This is a genomic window from Mumia sp. Pv4-285 (assembly GCF_041320275.1).
Taxonomy (GTDB): Bacteria; Actinomycetota; Actinomycetes; order Propionibacteriales; family Nocardioidaceae; genus Mumia; species Mumia qirimensis.
In genome coordinates, this window is sequence record NZ_CP162023.1 from 963,201 (window position 1) to 977,011 (window position 13,811).

Annotated in this window: 15 protein-coding genes; 9 read left to right on the forward strand and 6 right to left on the reverse strand. The window is 71.9% G+C overall.

The window, feature by feature from the left end; translation table 11 throughout:
- Positions 1-16: 16 nt before the first annotated feature.
- The gene (locus AB3M34_RS04625; protein WP_370617915.1) at positions 17-934 is read left to right on the forward strand and encodes a LysR family transcriptional regulator; all 918 of its coding nucleotides are present in this window, start codon (positions 17-19) and stop codon (positions 932-934) included.
- A 4-nt stretch (positions 935-938) separates the two neighbouring features.
- Here AB3M34_RS04625 and AB3M34_RS04630 read toward each other — a convergent pair whose 3' ends face one another.
- Positions 939-1,574: a dihydrofolate reductase family protein gene (locus AB3M34_RS04630; RefSeq protein WP_370617916.1), complete on the reverse strand. Its 636-nt coding sequence runs from the start codon at positions 1,572-1,574 to the stop codon at positions 939-941.
- A gap of 193 nt (positions 1,575-1,767) precedes the next feature.
- On the opposite strand from AB3M34_RS04630, the gene groL reads away from it, so the two are divergent.
- Positions 1,768-3,399 (forward strand): chaperonin GroEL, encoded by a 1,632-nt coding sequence (groL, locus tag AB3M34_RS04635; protein WP_370617917.1) that lies wholly within the window; start codon positions 1,768-1,770, stop codon positions 3,397-3,399.
- A 113-nt stretch (positions 3,400-3,512) separates the two neighbouring features.
- Here the strand turns inward: groL and AB3M34_RS04640 are convergent, their stop codons facing one another.
- Both AB3M34_RS04640 and AB3M34_RS04645 read right to left on the reverse strand, forming a co-directional pair.
- A complete protein-coding gene (locus AB3M34_RS04640; RefSeq protein WP_370617918.1) occupies positions 3,513-4,688 on the reverse strand; it encodes a hypothetical protein in 1,176 nt (391 codons plus the stop codon).
- On the reverse strand, positions 4,685-5,257 hold the full coding sequence (locus AB3M34_RS04645; RefSeq protein ID WP_370617919.1) for a SigE family RNA polymerase sigma factor: 573 nt from the start codon (positions 5,255-5,257) through the stop codon (positions 4,685-4,687). Before AB3M34_RS04645 ends, AB3M34_RS04640 begins: the two co-directional genes overlap by 4 nt.
- A gap of 86 nt (positions 5,258-5,343) precedes the next feature.
- On the opposite strand from AB3M34_RS04645, the gene AB3M34_RS04650 reads away from it, so the two are divergent.
- The gene (locus AB3M34_RS04650; protein ID WP_370617920.1) at positions 5,344-6,027 is read left to right on the forward strand and encodes an FMN-binding negative transcriptional regulator; all 684 of its coding nucleotides are present in this window, start codon (positions 5,344-5,346) and stop codon (positions 6,025-6,027) included.
- Here AB3M34_RS04650 and AB3M34_RS04655 read toward each other — a convergent pair.
- A complete protein-coding gene (locus AB3M34_RS04655) occupies positions 5,982-6,860 on the reverse strand; it encodes a metallophosphoesterase family protein (protein ID WP_370617921.1) in 879 nt (292 codons plus the stop codon). The genes AB3M34_RS04650 and AB3M34_RS04655 overlap by 46 nt on opposite strands.
- A gap of 32 nt (positions 6,861-6,892) precedes the next feature.
- The gene (locus AB3M34_RS04660; RefSeq protein WP_370617922.1) at positions 6,893-7,729 is read right to left on the reverse strand and encodes an N-acetylmuramoyl-L-alanine amidase family protein; all 837 of its coding nucleotides are present in this window, start codon (positions 7,727-7,729) and stop codon (positions 6,893-6,895) included.
- Between the two features lie 35 nt (positions 7,730-7,764).
- Here AB3M34_RS04660 and AB3M34_RS04665 point away from each other — a divergent pair, with 35 nt between their 5' ends.
- Together AB3M34_RS04665 and AB3M34_RS04670 are read left to right on the forward strand one after the other, a co-directional pair.
- A complete protein-coding gene (locus tag AB3M34_RS04665; protein ID WP_370617923.1) occupies positions 7,765-7,902 on the forward strand; it encodes a hypothetical protein in 138 nt (45 codons plus the stop codon).
- A gap of 3 nt (positions 7,903-7,905) precedes the next feature.
- Positions 7,906-8,544, forward strand: coding sequence for a hypothetical protein (locus tag AB3M34_RS04670; protein WP_370617924.1), 639 nt, complete (start codon positions 7,906-7,908; stop codon positions 8,542-8,544).
- On the opposite strand, the gene AB3M34_RS04675 is transcribed toward AB3M34_RS04670, so the two are convergent.
- Positions 8,519-9,781, reverse strand: coding sequence for an ArgE/DapE family deacylase (locus tag AB3M34_RS04675; RefSeq protein WP_370617925.1), 1,263 nt, complete (start codon positions 9,779-9,781; stop codon positions 8,519-8,521). The genes AB3M34_RS04670 and AB3M34_RS04675 overlap by 26 nt on opposite strands.
- A gap of 55 nt (positions 9,782-9,836) precedes the next feature.
- Here AB3M34_RS04675 and AB3M34_RS04680 point away from each other — a divergent pair, with 55 nt between their 5' ends.
- The 4 genes from AB3M34_RS04680 to AB3M34_RS04695 all read left to right on the forward strand — a co-directional run bounded on the left by AB3M34_RS04680 (position 9,837) and on the right by AB3M34_RS04695 (position 13,710).
- Complete coding sequence (locus AB3M34_RS04680; RefSeq protein ID WP_370617926.1) at positions 9,837-10,442, forward strand: nucleotidyltransferase family protein; 606 nt, start codon at positions 9,837-9,839, stop codon at positions 10,440-10,442.
- 9 nt (positions 10,443-10,451) lie between these two features.
- Entirely contained in the window at positions 10,452-11,333 is an 882-nt protein-coding gene (locus AB3M34_RS04685) for an AAA family ATPase (RefSeq protein WP_370617927.1), read from the forward strand.
- A 4-nt stretch (positions 11,334-11,337) separates the two neighbouring features.
- On the forward strand, positions 11,338-12,432 hold the full coding sequence (locus AB3M34_RS04690) for a vWA domain-containing protein (RefSeq protein WP_370617928.1): 1,095 nt from the start codon (positions 11,338-11,340) through the stop codon (positions 12,430-12,432).
- Positions 12,433-12,576: 144 nt separating this feature from the next.
- Positions 12,577-13,710 (forward strand): XdhC family protein, encoded by a 1,134-nt coding sequence (locus tag AB3M34_RS04695; RefSeq protein ID WP_370617929.1) that lies wholly within the window; start codon positions 12,577-12,579, stop codon positions 13,708-13,710.
- Positions 13,711-13,811 lie beyond the last annotated feature (101 nt).

The window sequence follows — 13,811 nt, forward strand, 5'->3', positions numbered from 1 at the left end:
GTTGTAGCGTTCCTTCATGGAAACCGCCGGGATGGACGTGGAGAAGCTGGCGATGCTGCGCGAGCTCGCTGAGCGGGGAAGCATCACCGCGGTCGCCGACGCGACGTACCGGACACCCTCCGCCGTCTCGCAGGCGATCAAGGCGCTCGAGCGCGACCTGGGCGCTGTCCTGGTCGTGCGCGAGGGGCGCGGGGTCCGGCTCACCGACGCCGGCGCGCTGCTCGCCGACGGTGCGGTCGAGGTGGCGGAGGCGGTCGCGCGGACCCGGGCCAGGTTCGAGGAGTTCCGCGGCGGCGTGACCGGAGAGGTGACGGTCACGGCATTCCCGAGCGGGGCGGAGATGCTGCTCGCACCGCTGCTGCCCCGCCTCGCCGTCGAGGCTCCGGGGGTCACGCTGCGGCTCAGCGACCTCGATCTCGCCGAGTACGAGCTCGCGGCTGCGACCGCCGACCACGACCTGGTCCTCGGTCACTCCGTGCTCGCGGTGCCCGACCCGGCGACGACCCGCCTGCACGTCACGCCGCTGCTGCGCGAGCCGCTCGACGTCGCGGTTCCCGCGAAGCACCGGCTCGCCGACGCCGGCAGCGTCCGACCCCAGGACCTGGTCGACGAGCCGTGGATCGGCGTCCCGGTCGGACACCCGTTCGACCTGCTGCTGCCGATGCTCGCGGTCGACGGACGCCAGCCGCGGGTCGTCCAGCGGTTCCTCGACAACCACGTGGTCGCCGCGTTCGTCGCGGCCGGTCAGGGAGTCGCCCTGCTGCCCCGTCTGTGGCGGCGAGCTGCCGAGGCCAAGGGCGTACGCCTCCTGCGGCTCGACGGCGTCCGCGCGGGGCGGCACGTGTTTGCCCTCGCTCGCCCCGACCGCGCCGAGCGGGCAGCCGTACGCCGCGTGCTGAGGGTGCTGGAGGACGTGGCGGCGGAGCTGGGCTGACGGGTCAGCGCACGACGCGCGCCCACAGGTTCTGCACGTCGCCCGAGGTCGACCGGTCGAGCCACTCCAGGGCCACCGGGAGGCCGCCGGGTGCTTCGAGCACCCGGGTGCCGTCCCCGACGAACCGTGGGACGACGTGCAGCAGGACCTCGTCGAGGAGTCCCGCCTCGAGGAGCCGCCGCGACGTGACGGCGCCGAGGACGACGACGTACTTGTCGCCGGCGGCCTCGGCCGCGACCGCGTACGCCTCCTCGACGGTGCCGGTCACGTGCACGTGGTCCTCGCTGGCCGGCGCCTCCTCCGGATCGTGGGTGTGGATGACGATCGGGCCCTCCCACGCGCCGCCGAACGGCTTGCCCGTGAGCTCCTCGATGTCGTCGGGCTGGGCGCCCGGCGGCTGCCAGTGCGCCGTCCTCCCGCCGACGAGCAGCGCGCCGATGTTTGCGATCACCGTGTCGACGATCGCGTTCGGGCCGCCCATGGTGGGGTCGAGGAGCCAGCTCAACTCCTCGCCGGGGCCCGTGATGAAGCCGTCGAGGCTGGCAGTGGCATGGTAGAGCGAGGTGGCCACGGGCAGGTCCTTCCGTCGGGTGTGGAGCAGGGACCAGCCGGCGACGCCGAACTCATCGGTCCGCCCCACTCTTTGCACTCTCAGGGACCGAGTGCTAAAAATGGCATTAGCACTCGTCTCTGGCGAGTGCCAAAGCACAGCACGAACGGACCAGGACGATGAGGTTCGAAGGTCGCGGCGGGAAGGGTTCGTCGTGGACGCGGGCCGTCCGTCGCGGGCATCCCCTGGGCCATCCACCTCTACGCGGAGGAATCGCGGGAGCATGCCGAAGACCATTGCATTCAACGAGGAAGCCCGTCGCGGCCTCGAGCGCGGGATGAACACCCTCGCCGACGCCGTCAAGGTGACCCTCGGCCCCAAGGGCCGCAACGTCGTCCTCGAGAAGAAGTGGGGCGCCCCCACCATCACCAACGATGGTGTGAGCATCGCCAAGGAGATCGAGCTCGAGGATCCCTACGAGAAGATCGGCGCCGAGCTCGTCAAGGAGGTCGCCAAGAAGACTGACGACGTCGCTGGCGACGGCACCACCACCGCCACCGTGCTCGCCCAGGCGCTCGTGCGCGAGGGCCTGCGCAACGTCGCGGCCGGCGCCAACCCGATCGCGCTCAAGCGTGGCATCGAGAAGGCCGTCGAGGCCGTCAGCGCGCAGCTGCTCGGGATGGCCAAGGACGTCGAGACCAAGGAGCAGATCGCTTCGACGGCCTCGATCTCCGCTGCTGACCCCACCGTCGGCGAGATCATCGCCGAGGCGATGGACAAGGTCGGCAAGGAAGGCGTCATCACCGTCGAGGAGAGCAACACCTTCGGTCTCGAGCTCGAGCTCACCGAGGGCATGCGCTTCGACAAGGGCTACATCTCGCAGTACTTCTACACCGACCCCGAGCGCATGGAGGCGGTGCTCGAGGATCCCTACATCCTCATCGCCAACTCCAAGATCTCGAACGTCAAGGACCTCGTGCCGGTCCTCGAGAAGGTCATGCAGTCGGGCAAGTCGCTGCTGATCATCGCCGAGGACATCGAGGGCGAGGCGCTGGCCACCCTGATCGTCAACAAGGTCCGTGGCACGTTCAAGTCCGTCGCCGTCAAGGCCCCGGGCTTCGGCGACCGCCGCAAGGCCATGCTGACCGACATCGCCATCCTCAGCGGTGGCGAGGTCATCAGCGAGGAGGTCGGCCTCAAGCTCGAGAACGCTGACCTCTCGCTGCTCGGCACGGCCCGCAAGGTCGTCGTGACCAAGGACGAGACCACCATCGTCGACGGCGGTGGCTCGGAGGACCAGATCACCGGCCGGGTCAACCAGATCCGCGCCGAGATCGAGAACTCCGACTCGGACTACGACCGCGAGAAGCTGCAGGAGCGCCTGGCGAAGCTCGCCGGCGGTGTTGCGGTCATCAAGGTCGGCGCGGCCACCGAGGTCGAGCTCAAGGAGCGCAAGCACCGCATCGAGGACGCCGTTCGCAACGCGAAGGCTGCCGTCGAGGAGGGCATCGTCGCCGGTGGCGGCGTCGCGCTCGTCCAGGCGACCGCTGCGGCGTTCGAGAAGCTGGAGCTCGAAGGTGACGAGGCCACCGGTGCGCAGATCGTGCGCTCGGCCTCGACCGCTCCGCTGAAGCAGATCGCGATCAACGCCGGCCTCGAGGGCGGAGTCGTGGCGGAGAAGGTCCAGGGCCTCCCCGCCGGTCACGGTCTCAACGCGGCGACCGGCGAGTACGTCGACCTCATCGCCGAGGGCATCCTCGACCCGGCCAAGGTGACCCGCTCGGCGCTGCAGAACGCAGCCTCGATCGCGGCGCTCTTCCTCACCACCGAGGCCGTCGTCGCCGACAAGCCCGAGAAGAACGCTCCGGCCATGCCGGGCGGCGACATGGGCGACATGGGCGGCATGGGCTTCTGATCGCTCGCGATCAGAACGATCAGCACAGCTGATCGGAGCCACCGTCTGACGCACCACGTACGACGCCCCGTCGGTCTTCGGACCGGCGGGGCGTCGTCGTCTGTGCGGTGATGTCAGAACGTGTCCTCGCCGGGGAACATCGCCTTCCTGATCTCGGTCGACTGTGCCCGGCACTCGACGGACTCGACGCCGCGCTGGGGCACGTCGCAGTCGTAGAGCGTCCAGCCCTTACGGCCCTCGAGCCGTGTGAGCACCATCGGGCTCCCGTCGGTGTCGAACGTGACCTGAGGGATGTCGAGACGTTGCTCGTCGATCTGCAGCTCCGTGCGCTGTCCGGTCCGGACGTCCTCGGCGACGATCGGATCGCCCGGTCGGCCGTCCCGCTGGACCCAGCTCCCGGCCAGCAGCCTCAGCCGCCCGTCGGGGGCGAGGTACTGCTGCTCGTCACGCTCGTCGCCCTTCAACGGGACGACGGTCCAGCCCTCGAGGCCTCCGCCGGGTCCGCCCCGGCCGAGCTCGCCGTCACCGGACGTGAGGATGGTGCGTCCGGCGACGGCGGCGACCAGGACGTCACCGGCCGTCTCGGGCTCGAAGAACCCGTCGTCTCGTCGGGTGTTCCAGACCCGGTACTCACCACCGGACCCCATCTTCATCTCGATCACCACGACACCGCGCGAGACGCCGTGGACGACCCCGTCGTCGGCGGGAGCCTCGGCGGACGACTTCTCGAGCGGGACGCGTCGAGCCTGCTCCGTACCCTCGGCGACGTCGTAGACGTGCACAGTCGTGCGGCCTCCGGCGCGACTCGTCCAGGCGACGACGGAGGACTCGACGTCGGCGGCCAGGCTGGGGAACCATCCGTCGTCGCGGCTCACCGGATCTCCGATCGGCGTCTCGTGCCCGTCCGGCGTCATCAGGTACGGCCGACGGTCGTCGCCCAGGTAGACGACGCCCTCGGGGGTGGCGACGGCCATCCCGCGTGGACCCCCGTGGGTGCGGGGGTGCGCCGTGCCCAGGATCGAGATGTGGGTCGACCCGACGAGGTGGGCATGGAGTCCCGAGGTCGGCTGCACGCTCACCGGTGGCTGGCTGTCGTGCAGGAGGGGCCGGAGGAGGACGGTGCCGAGGACGAGTGCACCGGCGGCCGCGGCGGTGACGACGGGGACGAGCGCCAGCCGGGGGACCCGACGGCGGAGCTCGCGTCCGGTGATCGCCGCCAGGTCGGGGGCAGGGACGTGGCCTGCCGTGTGGTCCGTGACCGAGTCGTGAACGAGCGTCTCGAGGTTCATGCCGGGCTCCTTCCGAGATCGATCGTGGGTTGCGGGGCGAGGTCGGAGTCGGGTTCGTCTTCCGGGGCGAGCCGGTGGCCGCGTGCACCCAGCTCGGCGCGCAGGGCGCGCATTGCCGCGCTCGCACGGCTCTTGACGGTCCCTGGCGGGATCCCGAGGACGGTCGCCACCTCACGCTCGCTCAGGTCCTCGAAGTAGCGGAGGACCACCACGGCACGCTGCTTCGCGGGGAGCCGCTGGAGGCACCGCCACACCTGGTCGGAGGTCGCGACCGCGTCGGCGTGACCGACGTTCCCGCGCTCCGGTACGTCGGGGACCGACCGCTCGACGTGCCGCCATCGTCGGCGCCACCCGTCGCGTGCCTCGTTGACGACCATGCGGCGTACGTAGGCGTCGGGGTGGTCGGCGACCTGGACGCGTTGCCACGACGAGTACGCCTTGGCGAACGCGGACTGCACGACGTCCTCCGCATCGCTCCGGTTGCCGGTCAGGGCGTGGGCGAGCCGGAACATCGGTGTCCAGCGGACGGCGACGAACGCTTCGAAGGATTCGCGCTCTTCAGGGGTCATGGTCTCAAGGACGTTGTCGGGCGGGCGATCGGTTCATTCAGGTCGCCCGACCACGCCAGCGGGCGCCTCCGTCGTACCGTGGAGCTGTGTACGTGCCGCGAGCCAACGCCCTCGACGACCCCGCCGCGATCGACGCGCTGATCTCGAGTGCGGGAGCGGGTGACCTCGTGACTGCGGACGCCGACGGGCTCCCGTACGCCACCCGGCTCCCGCTGGTGTGGCTGCGCGACGAGGACCGGGTGATCGCGCACATGGCGGTCGCGAACCCGCACTGGCGCACGATCGACGACGGCTCGCCCGCCCTGGTCGTCGTGACGGGACCTCAGGCGTACGTGTCGCCGTCCTGGTACGCCGCGAAGGCCGAGCACGGGCGCGTCGTGCCGACCTGGAACTACAGCCGGGTCGAGCTGCGCGGGTCGGTCCGTGTCCACCGCGAGGCCGGGTGGCTGCGGGACGCCGTCACCCGCCTGACTGTGGTGCACGAGCGACCGCGGCCCGAGCCGTGGCAGGTGACCGATGCTCCGGAGGCGTACGTCGAGGGCCAGCTGCGGGGCATCGTCGGGATCGAGGTCCTGGTGACCTCGGTCGCCGGCAAGGCCAAGCTGAGCCAGAACCGCTCCGACGCCGACCGTGCGGGCGTGGTCGCTGGGCTGCGTGCCGAGGGTGGCCCGGAGGAGCACGCCGTCGCTGACGCGATGACGGCCGACCCGCTGCGGCCGGACGTTCACTCCGACTCGACGTCGTCCCACGACGTCGGGTCCACGAGGTAGACCTGCTCGCCGGCCCGCGGGTCACGCGCGTGCAGCGTGTGGAACGTCGGTGAGAAGGGCCCACCGAGGTCGACCACTGTCGCGGACGCCCCCAGCACACCGCGGATCAGCTCCGGCGGACACGTGCGGTCGTTCCGTGTGACGACGCCCGGTGTCGACCACACCGGCACGCCGTTCGCCATCCCGGAGAGCTGGAGGTGGAAGTGCCCGCACAGCACCGCATGGACGTCGGCACCTGCCACCGCGGCGGCAAGCTGGTCACGGTCGTGGAGGCCGTGGTCGCGCATGAACGGCGACCAGTCGACGTGCAGCGGAGGGTGGTGGAGCGCGACGACGGTGCCGGAGGGCGCCGGGGTGGCGAGACGCCCCCGCAACCACGCCAGCTGACCGCCGTCGAGCTCGCCGTGCACCGAACCCGGGACGAGGCTGTCGAGCGTGACGACTCGGAGCCCCCGCACCTCGCTCACCGCGGCGCGCTTGCCGCTCGTCCCGCCTGCGAGCCTGCCGACGTCGCGACCGTCGGGGCCGAGGTGGCCCGATCCGAGCGCGCGCCCGAACGCCTCACGATCGTCGTGGTTGCCGGTCGTGTAGACGTGCGGGATGCCGCGCTCCTCGGCGAAGGCGCCCACAAGGTCACGGACGGCGACGCATCCCTCGTACGACCCGTCGTCGGCGATGTCACCGGTCACCAGCACCACGTCGAGATCGGGAACGTGACGGACGTCGTCGAGGATCTGCTCGAGCGAGGCGACCGCGTCGACGCCGTCCTCGTCAGGCCCGGTGCGGGACACGTGGGTGTCGGACAGGTGCAGGATGCGATGCGTGGGGGCCACCGTCGCAGCCTACGGTCGTCGACCGACGGACGTCAGCGTCCCAGATAGCTCTGTGCAGCGACGGCGAGCGCGCGGGCGTACCGCCGTTGGCCCGCCTTGGCCCGCATCGTGCGTGCGTCCCTGGGGTTGCGCATGTTGCCGAGCTCGACCATCACGGTCGGGATGCGGCTGAGGTTGAGGGTGCCCAGGTCGCCGCGTCGGACGAGCGCGGTCCCGGCCGCGGTGTAGGTCGAACGGCGGAACCCGCGGTCCTCGAGCGCGCTACGGGTCAGCCGGCCGAGGCGCGCGGAGCGTACGACGGCGCCGCGCCTGCTCGTCACGATCACGTGGAATCCACGTCCCGACGCCGCAGCGCCGTCACCGTGGATGCTGATCTTTAGGTCGGCGGCACGGGTACGACCGCGGTATCCCTTGTTGCCGAGCTTGCCGCGGACGTCGACGCACGGGCCCCACAGTGCCCGGCTGTTGCGGGTGCGGGTCATCACGACGGTCGCGCCCCGCGCCCGCAGCATCGCCCGCAGCCGCTTGGCGACGCGCCAGGTGAATGTCGCCTCCGGGAAGCCGGCGTTCGTCGCCGTCCCGGTCGTGTTGCACGCCTTGCGGAGACCGCCGGCAGCCACGGGCCGGTTGATCTGGCGCGGGAAGCGGCTGTTGCCGAGCTGGTGGCCGGGATCGATCACGATCGTCGTGCCCGCGAGCGGAGCCGCTGCACGTGACACGGATCCAGCGTGCGGGCTCGCGGAGGAGGGCGCCGGCACCGCGCCGTCGCTCACGGTCGGCCGCGTCGGCGCGGTGGACGCGGAGGCCGCGGCGTACCCTGCCGAGGCCACGAGGGTGGCGGCGGTGAGGGCGGCGGCGAGGCGGAGCATCGTACGAGGCTATCCCGCCGACGTAGGCTGAGCCCATGCTCTGGCTCCTCATCATCATCGCGCTGGTCGCCGCCGCCTACGTCTTCCGGGTCCAGCTCCTGTCCAAGGTCCTCGGACAGGACCAGACCCGCGTCCGTCGGATGCTCGAACGCCGCAAGGGCGATCGCCGCTGACACGTGGGCGCTTCCGGACTCGCCGCCGGCCTCCTCGTAGCGCTGGCGGCGCTCGTGCTGCTCGGCCTCGCCGTGCTGGGCATGGGTCTTCTCCTGGCCGGTGGGTTGTCTCGTCGCCCGGGAGGGCGCCCGCTCGTGTGGGCGGGAGCGTCGATGCTCGCGGTCGTCGCCGCTGTCGCGATCGCCGTGGTCGTCTGGGTGGGTCTGACCAGCGATCCCGACACGCTGGAGCTCGATCTGCGTGAGCCCGTGACGGCCGCATCGCTCGACAAGGAGCAGATGCCCGGCTTCCCCGGGGTGTACGACTACGGCTCGGATCGTGTCGAGCTCGTGCTGCCGGACGGCACCGAGCTCTCCTCCGACGCCGACGCCGTGACCGTCTGGACCGACGAGGACGTGGTCACGTCCGTCAAGGTCAACCGGCGTACGACCTCGCAGGGCGAGGCCGTCGACGTCGTCCGAGCGTGGGCCGACGACCTCGACCTCGAGACGCCCGGGCTCGACAGTGACGGCGACCTGCCGTGGTCGACCACCCAGCCGGCCGGCGGCGCCGAGGTGACGCTGTCGCTCCAACCCGTCCCGGACGGACGGGCCAAGCCGTTCCTCTCGATCGACGTCAGCCGCACAGACGCAGCGCCGTGAGCACGTACGCCCGCGCGCACCGCACGACCTCGTCGATCTCGACGTACTCGTTCACCGCGTGGGCGTTCGCGATGTCCCCGGGGCCGTACTGGACGGTCGGCACCCCGGCCGCGGCGTACAGCCTGAGGTCGGAGCCGTACGGCGCGCCCGTCGCACGCGGGCGGGGAGCGCCTGCCCCCGCGGCGGCATCCTGGACGACGTCGAGGAGCGGATGGTCGTCGGGGAGCCGTCCGGGCGCGAACGTCCCGCCCGGGAACGACACCTCGATCGGGTGGTCACGCAGCCAGAGGTCGCCGCGACCTGCCTCGTCGAGCGCTGCACGCAGGGTCGCCTGCGCAGCGGCCACGGGCTCGCCCGGGCGTACTCCGAACCGACCCTCGGCCACGCACACGTCAGGGACGGTGCTGGCCCAGTCGCCGGCGTGGACGGTGCCGATCGAGATCGGGAACGGCAGCAACAGGTGGGCGAAGCGCTCGCCCACGCCGGTGTTGCGCTGCGCCTCGAGCTCTCGGAGCACCTCGCGGGCGACGTCGAGACCGTCGAGGGCGCTGATGCCGCTGGTACGCATCGAGCCGTGCGCGGCGCGGCCACGGACGACGAGCCGGAACGTGAGCGACCCGGCGTTGTCGGTCACGACGTGTCCGGCGGTCGGCTCGGCGATCACGCACGCGTCGGCGGTATGACCGCGTCGCAACGTCGCGTACGCACCGAGGCCGCCGTCCTCCTCGCCGATCACCGTGTGGACCGCCAGGGGGCGGGCGAGGCGGATGCCGCTCGTGCGGAGCGCGTGGACGGCGCCGAGGACCGCCGCGACGCCGCCGAGCATGTCGCACACCCCTCGACCGTGCCAGCGACCGTCACGCTCCCGCACGGTGAAGGGATCGTCGGCCCACAGCGCGGAGTCTCCGGGTGGGACCACGTCGAGGTGACCCGAGAGTGCGAGCGCGGGCACGCCGCCGCTCTCCCCGGGCACGATGCCGACGGTGCCCCACGCCTCGGTCCGCTCGACCTCGATGCCGGGGAACTCGGTCTCCTGACGCAGGGTCGGAAGGTCGAGCTCCCAGTGGTCGACCTCGGCGCCGAGCTCGGTCAGCCGATCGGCGCACCAGTGGCTCGCCGCCACCTCGCCGACGGTGCCGTCGACGGGCGCAAGGCCGACGAGTGCTGCCAGGTCGGCGGCGATCTGGTCGGGGTCGAGGTGGGCGAGGACGGCGCTGCTGTCGACGGAGACGGTCACGTCATCAGTGTGCTCCTCCGCTCCACGTCGCGAGGCGAGATGGCAGGATCGCGGGATGACGGACCGAGCGAACGTCACGGGAGTCCTTCTGGCGGCGGGCGCCGGGCGCCGGATGGGTATGCCGAAGGCGTTGGTGAAGGACACAGGCGGAGAGCCCTGGGTACGCCGCGGCGTCCGCGTCCTGCGTGATGGTGGTTGCGATCCGGTGATGGTCCTGGTCGGAGCCGAGCCCGAGCGCGTGACGGAGGCGCTCGGGATCCTGCGGCCCGCGCCCGAGGTGGTTCCGGCCGTGCACTGGGAGCAGGGGATGGGCGCATCCCTGCGTGCGGCGCTGGCACATCTCGGTGCTGCGTCCGGCGCCGATGCCGCAGTGGTGGCGCTCGTCGACCTGCCTGACGTCGGTCCGGACGTGGTGCGACGGATGCTCGAACAGGCCGACGCCGCCGCCGACCGGGCTGCGGTCCTCGCCCGCGCCACGTACGACGGCAGGCCAGGCCACCCCGTGCTCATCGGGCGCGACCACTGGGCGGCGATGGCGGCGACGCTGTCGGGCGACGAGGGCGGACGCCGCTATCTCGCCGACCACGGCGCGCTCGCGGTCGAGTGCGGCGACCTCGCGACGGGACGCGATCAGGACACGCCGTCGCCGCCGCCGCAATAGGCTGATCGCGTGAAGCAGCCTCGCAGCAGCGACGAGCTCGTCGCGGACCTCGGCCAGGTCGGCTATCTCGCCGACGAGGGCCTCGGCACCATCGCGTACCTCGCGCTCGCGATGCAGCGTCCGCTCCTGCTCGAGGGTGAGCCCGGCACCGGCAAGACCGCGCTCGCGGAGGCCCTCGCCGCCGCGTACGAGGTGCCGCTCATCCGTCTGCAGTGCTACGAGGGCATCGATGCCACGCAGGCGCTGTACGACTGGGACTTCCCGCGCCAGATCCTGCACCTGCGGACGGTCGAGGCGACGGCGGACCCGGCCGAGGTCGATCCCGACGCGGTGGAGCAGTCGCTGTTCGACGAGCGCTTCCTGCTGGCGCGCCCGATCCTGCGCGCGTTGCGGGAGGCCCCCGCGGTGCTGCTCGTCGACGAGATCGACCGTGCCGACGACGAGTTCGAGGCGTTCCTTCTCGAGGTGCTCTCGACCAACCAGGTGACGATCCCCGAGCTCGGCACCGTGCGCGCAGCGGTCCCGCCGATCGTCGTGCTGACGTCCAACCGGACCCGCGAGCTCCACGACGCCCTCAAGCGGCGCTGCCTCTACCACTGGATCGAGCACCCAGGCATGGCCCGCGAGATCGAGATCGTCCGTACGCGGATGCCGGAGGTCTCGCAGCGTCTCGCCGAGCAGGTGGTCCAGGTCGTCCAGGACCTGCGCACCCGCGGCGACCTGCTCAAGCCGCCGGGTGTCGCGGAGACGCTCGACTGGACGACGGCGCTGGTCCGGCTGGAGCGTGACGAGCTCGACCTCGAGACCGCGGCGGCGACGATCGGGGCGGTCTGCAAGTACCGCGAGGACATCGACCGCGTCCGAGAGTCGCTCTCGTCGATGCTCGCCTGACCCGATGGCCGACGTCGCGATCTTCATCGGGTTCGCCAAGGCGCTGCGCGAGGCGGGCACCGGCGTGACCGCGGACCGGACGCAGGCGTTCCTCGAGGCCGTGAGCGTCCTCGGTCCGGACCGGCGCAGCGACGTCTACTGGGCGGGTCGCGCCACGCTGTGCGCCGAGCCGGACGACGTGGTGACGTACGACAAGGTCTTCGCGGCGTGGTTCTCCCCGGAGGAGCCCCGGCTGCGGACGCGGACGCAGCCGTCCCCGCAGGTCGTGGTGCAGGCCGGCCTCGAGGACGCCGACGAGGGCGGCACCGGCTCCGGGGACGACCAGCAGGTGGCGATGGTGGCCAGCCGGACCGAGACGCTGCGGCACCGCGACGTCGCCTCCCTGTCCGCATCCGAGCGTGCGGCGGTGGCGCGGATGTTCGACGGGCTCGACGTGAGCGTCCCGCTGCGCCGCAGCCCACGCCGTACGCCGCACCGCCGAGGCGACCTCGACCCCACCCGCACCCTGCGCGACCAGCTCCGCCGCGCCGGCGAGCCAGGACCGCTGCGGTTCCGCGCCCCGCGTCGGCGGCCGCGGCGCGTCGTGCTGCTCGTCGACGTCTCCGGCTCGATGAGCGCGTACGCCGACAGCCTGCTGCGGCTCGCGCACCGCCTCGTCAGCGCGTCGCCGCGGCAGGTCGAGGTCTTCACGCTCGGCACGCGGCTGACCCGGGTGACGGCTGCGATGCGGCTGCGCGACGCCGAGGACGCGCTCACCGCGGCAGGCGCCGCCGTCCCCGACTGGTCGGGGGGCACCCGCCTGGGCGAGGTGCTGCGGGCCTTCGTCGACCGGTGGGGACAGCGGGGCATGGCTCGGGGAGCGGTCGTCGTCGTCGCGAGCGACGGATGGGAGCGCGGCGACCCCGTGCTGCTCGGTGAGCAGGTCCAGCGCCTGCAGCGCCTGGCGTACCGGGTGCTGTGGGCGAACCCGCACCGCGGGCGCCCCGGCTACGCCCCCGTACAGGGTGGGATCGCCGCGGTGCACCCGCACCTCGACGCGCTCGTGGCCGGTCACTCGCTCGCAGCGTTCCAGGCACTCCTCGACGAGGTCGGTCGCTGACTCCCCGCGGTGATCACTTTCCGTTGGGCCCCACGGAGACGTGCTGCCCCACCGGAACGTTGCGGTGGGGCAGCGACTCTCCGTGGGGCCCAACGGAAAGTCGAACCGCCCGGAGACCAGCGCCACCGACGTAGGCTGGATTACATGCGCGACGTGCTCGACGAGCTGCTGGAGACGTGGAAGTCCGGAGAGACCGCCGGGGTCGCCACTGTGGTGCAGACCTTCCGGTCGGCGCCGCGACCGGCCGGCGCCTCGATGGTCGTCGCACCGGACGCCAGCGCGTACGGCTCGGTGTCCGGCGGCTGCGTCGAGGGCGCGGTGTACGAGCTGGCGCAGGAGGTCGTCGGGTCGGGTGCCCCGACGCTCCAGCGGTACGGCGTGAGCGATGACGACGCGTTCGCGGTCGGACTCACCTGCGGCGGCATCCTCGACGTGTTCGTCGAGCCGGTGTCGCAGTCGACCTTCCCGGAGCTCGGTGAGGTCGCTGCCGACATCGAGTCCGGCCGACCGGTGGCCGTCGCCACGGTGATCGCGCACCCGGAGGCCGGCTGGCTCGGGCGCCGGATGGTGGTCCGTCCCGAGCAGGCCACCGGTTCGCTCGGCTCCGACCGTGCCGATGCCGCCGTCGCCGACGACGTCCGCGGACTCCTCGCTGCCGGACGCACCGCGACCCTGACGTACGGACCTGACGGTGAGCGCCGTGGCGAGGGCATGCGCGTGTTCGTCGCGTCGTACGCCCCGAAGCCACGCATGCTGGTCTTCGGCGCGATCGACTTCGCCGCCGCGGTCGCGCGGCAGGGAGCGTTCCTCGGCTACCAGGTGACCGTGTGCGACGCCCGCCCCGTCTTCACGACGGCCGCGCGGTTCCCCGACGCGCACGAGGTCGTCGTCTCCTGGCCCCACAAGTACCTCGCCAAGCAGGTCGAGGCCGGCGCGATCGACGAGCGTACGGTCATCTGCGTCCTCACCCACGACCCCAAGTTCGACGTGCCGCTGCTCGAGCTCGCGCTGCGGTTGGAGCCACCCCACCGGCCGGCGTTCGTCGGTGCCATGGGGTCGCGGCGCACCCACGACGACCGCCTCGCGCGGCTCCGCGATGCCGGGCTCGCCGAGGACGAGCTCGCACGGCTGTCGAGCCCGATCGGTCTCGACCTCGGAGCCCGTACGCCCGAGGAGACGGCGGTCTCGATCGCGGCGGAGATCATCGCCCTCCAGTGGGGCGGCCGCGGCGACCGGCTGACCGAGCGGGACGGTCGCATCCACCACGAGGTGGAGTGACCAGCCCTCCGCATTTCCGGTGCGCGGCGTTTGAGGTGTTCACACCTCAGATTTCCCGATCCCACCTCATGTGGGAGGTGCGATCGCGGTACTTGGGGTGT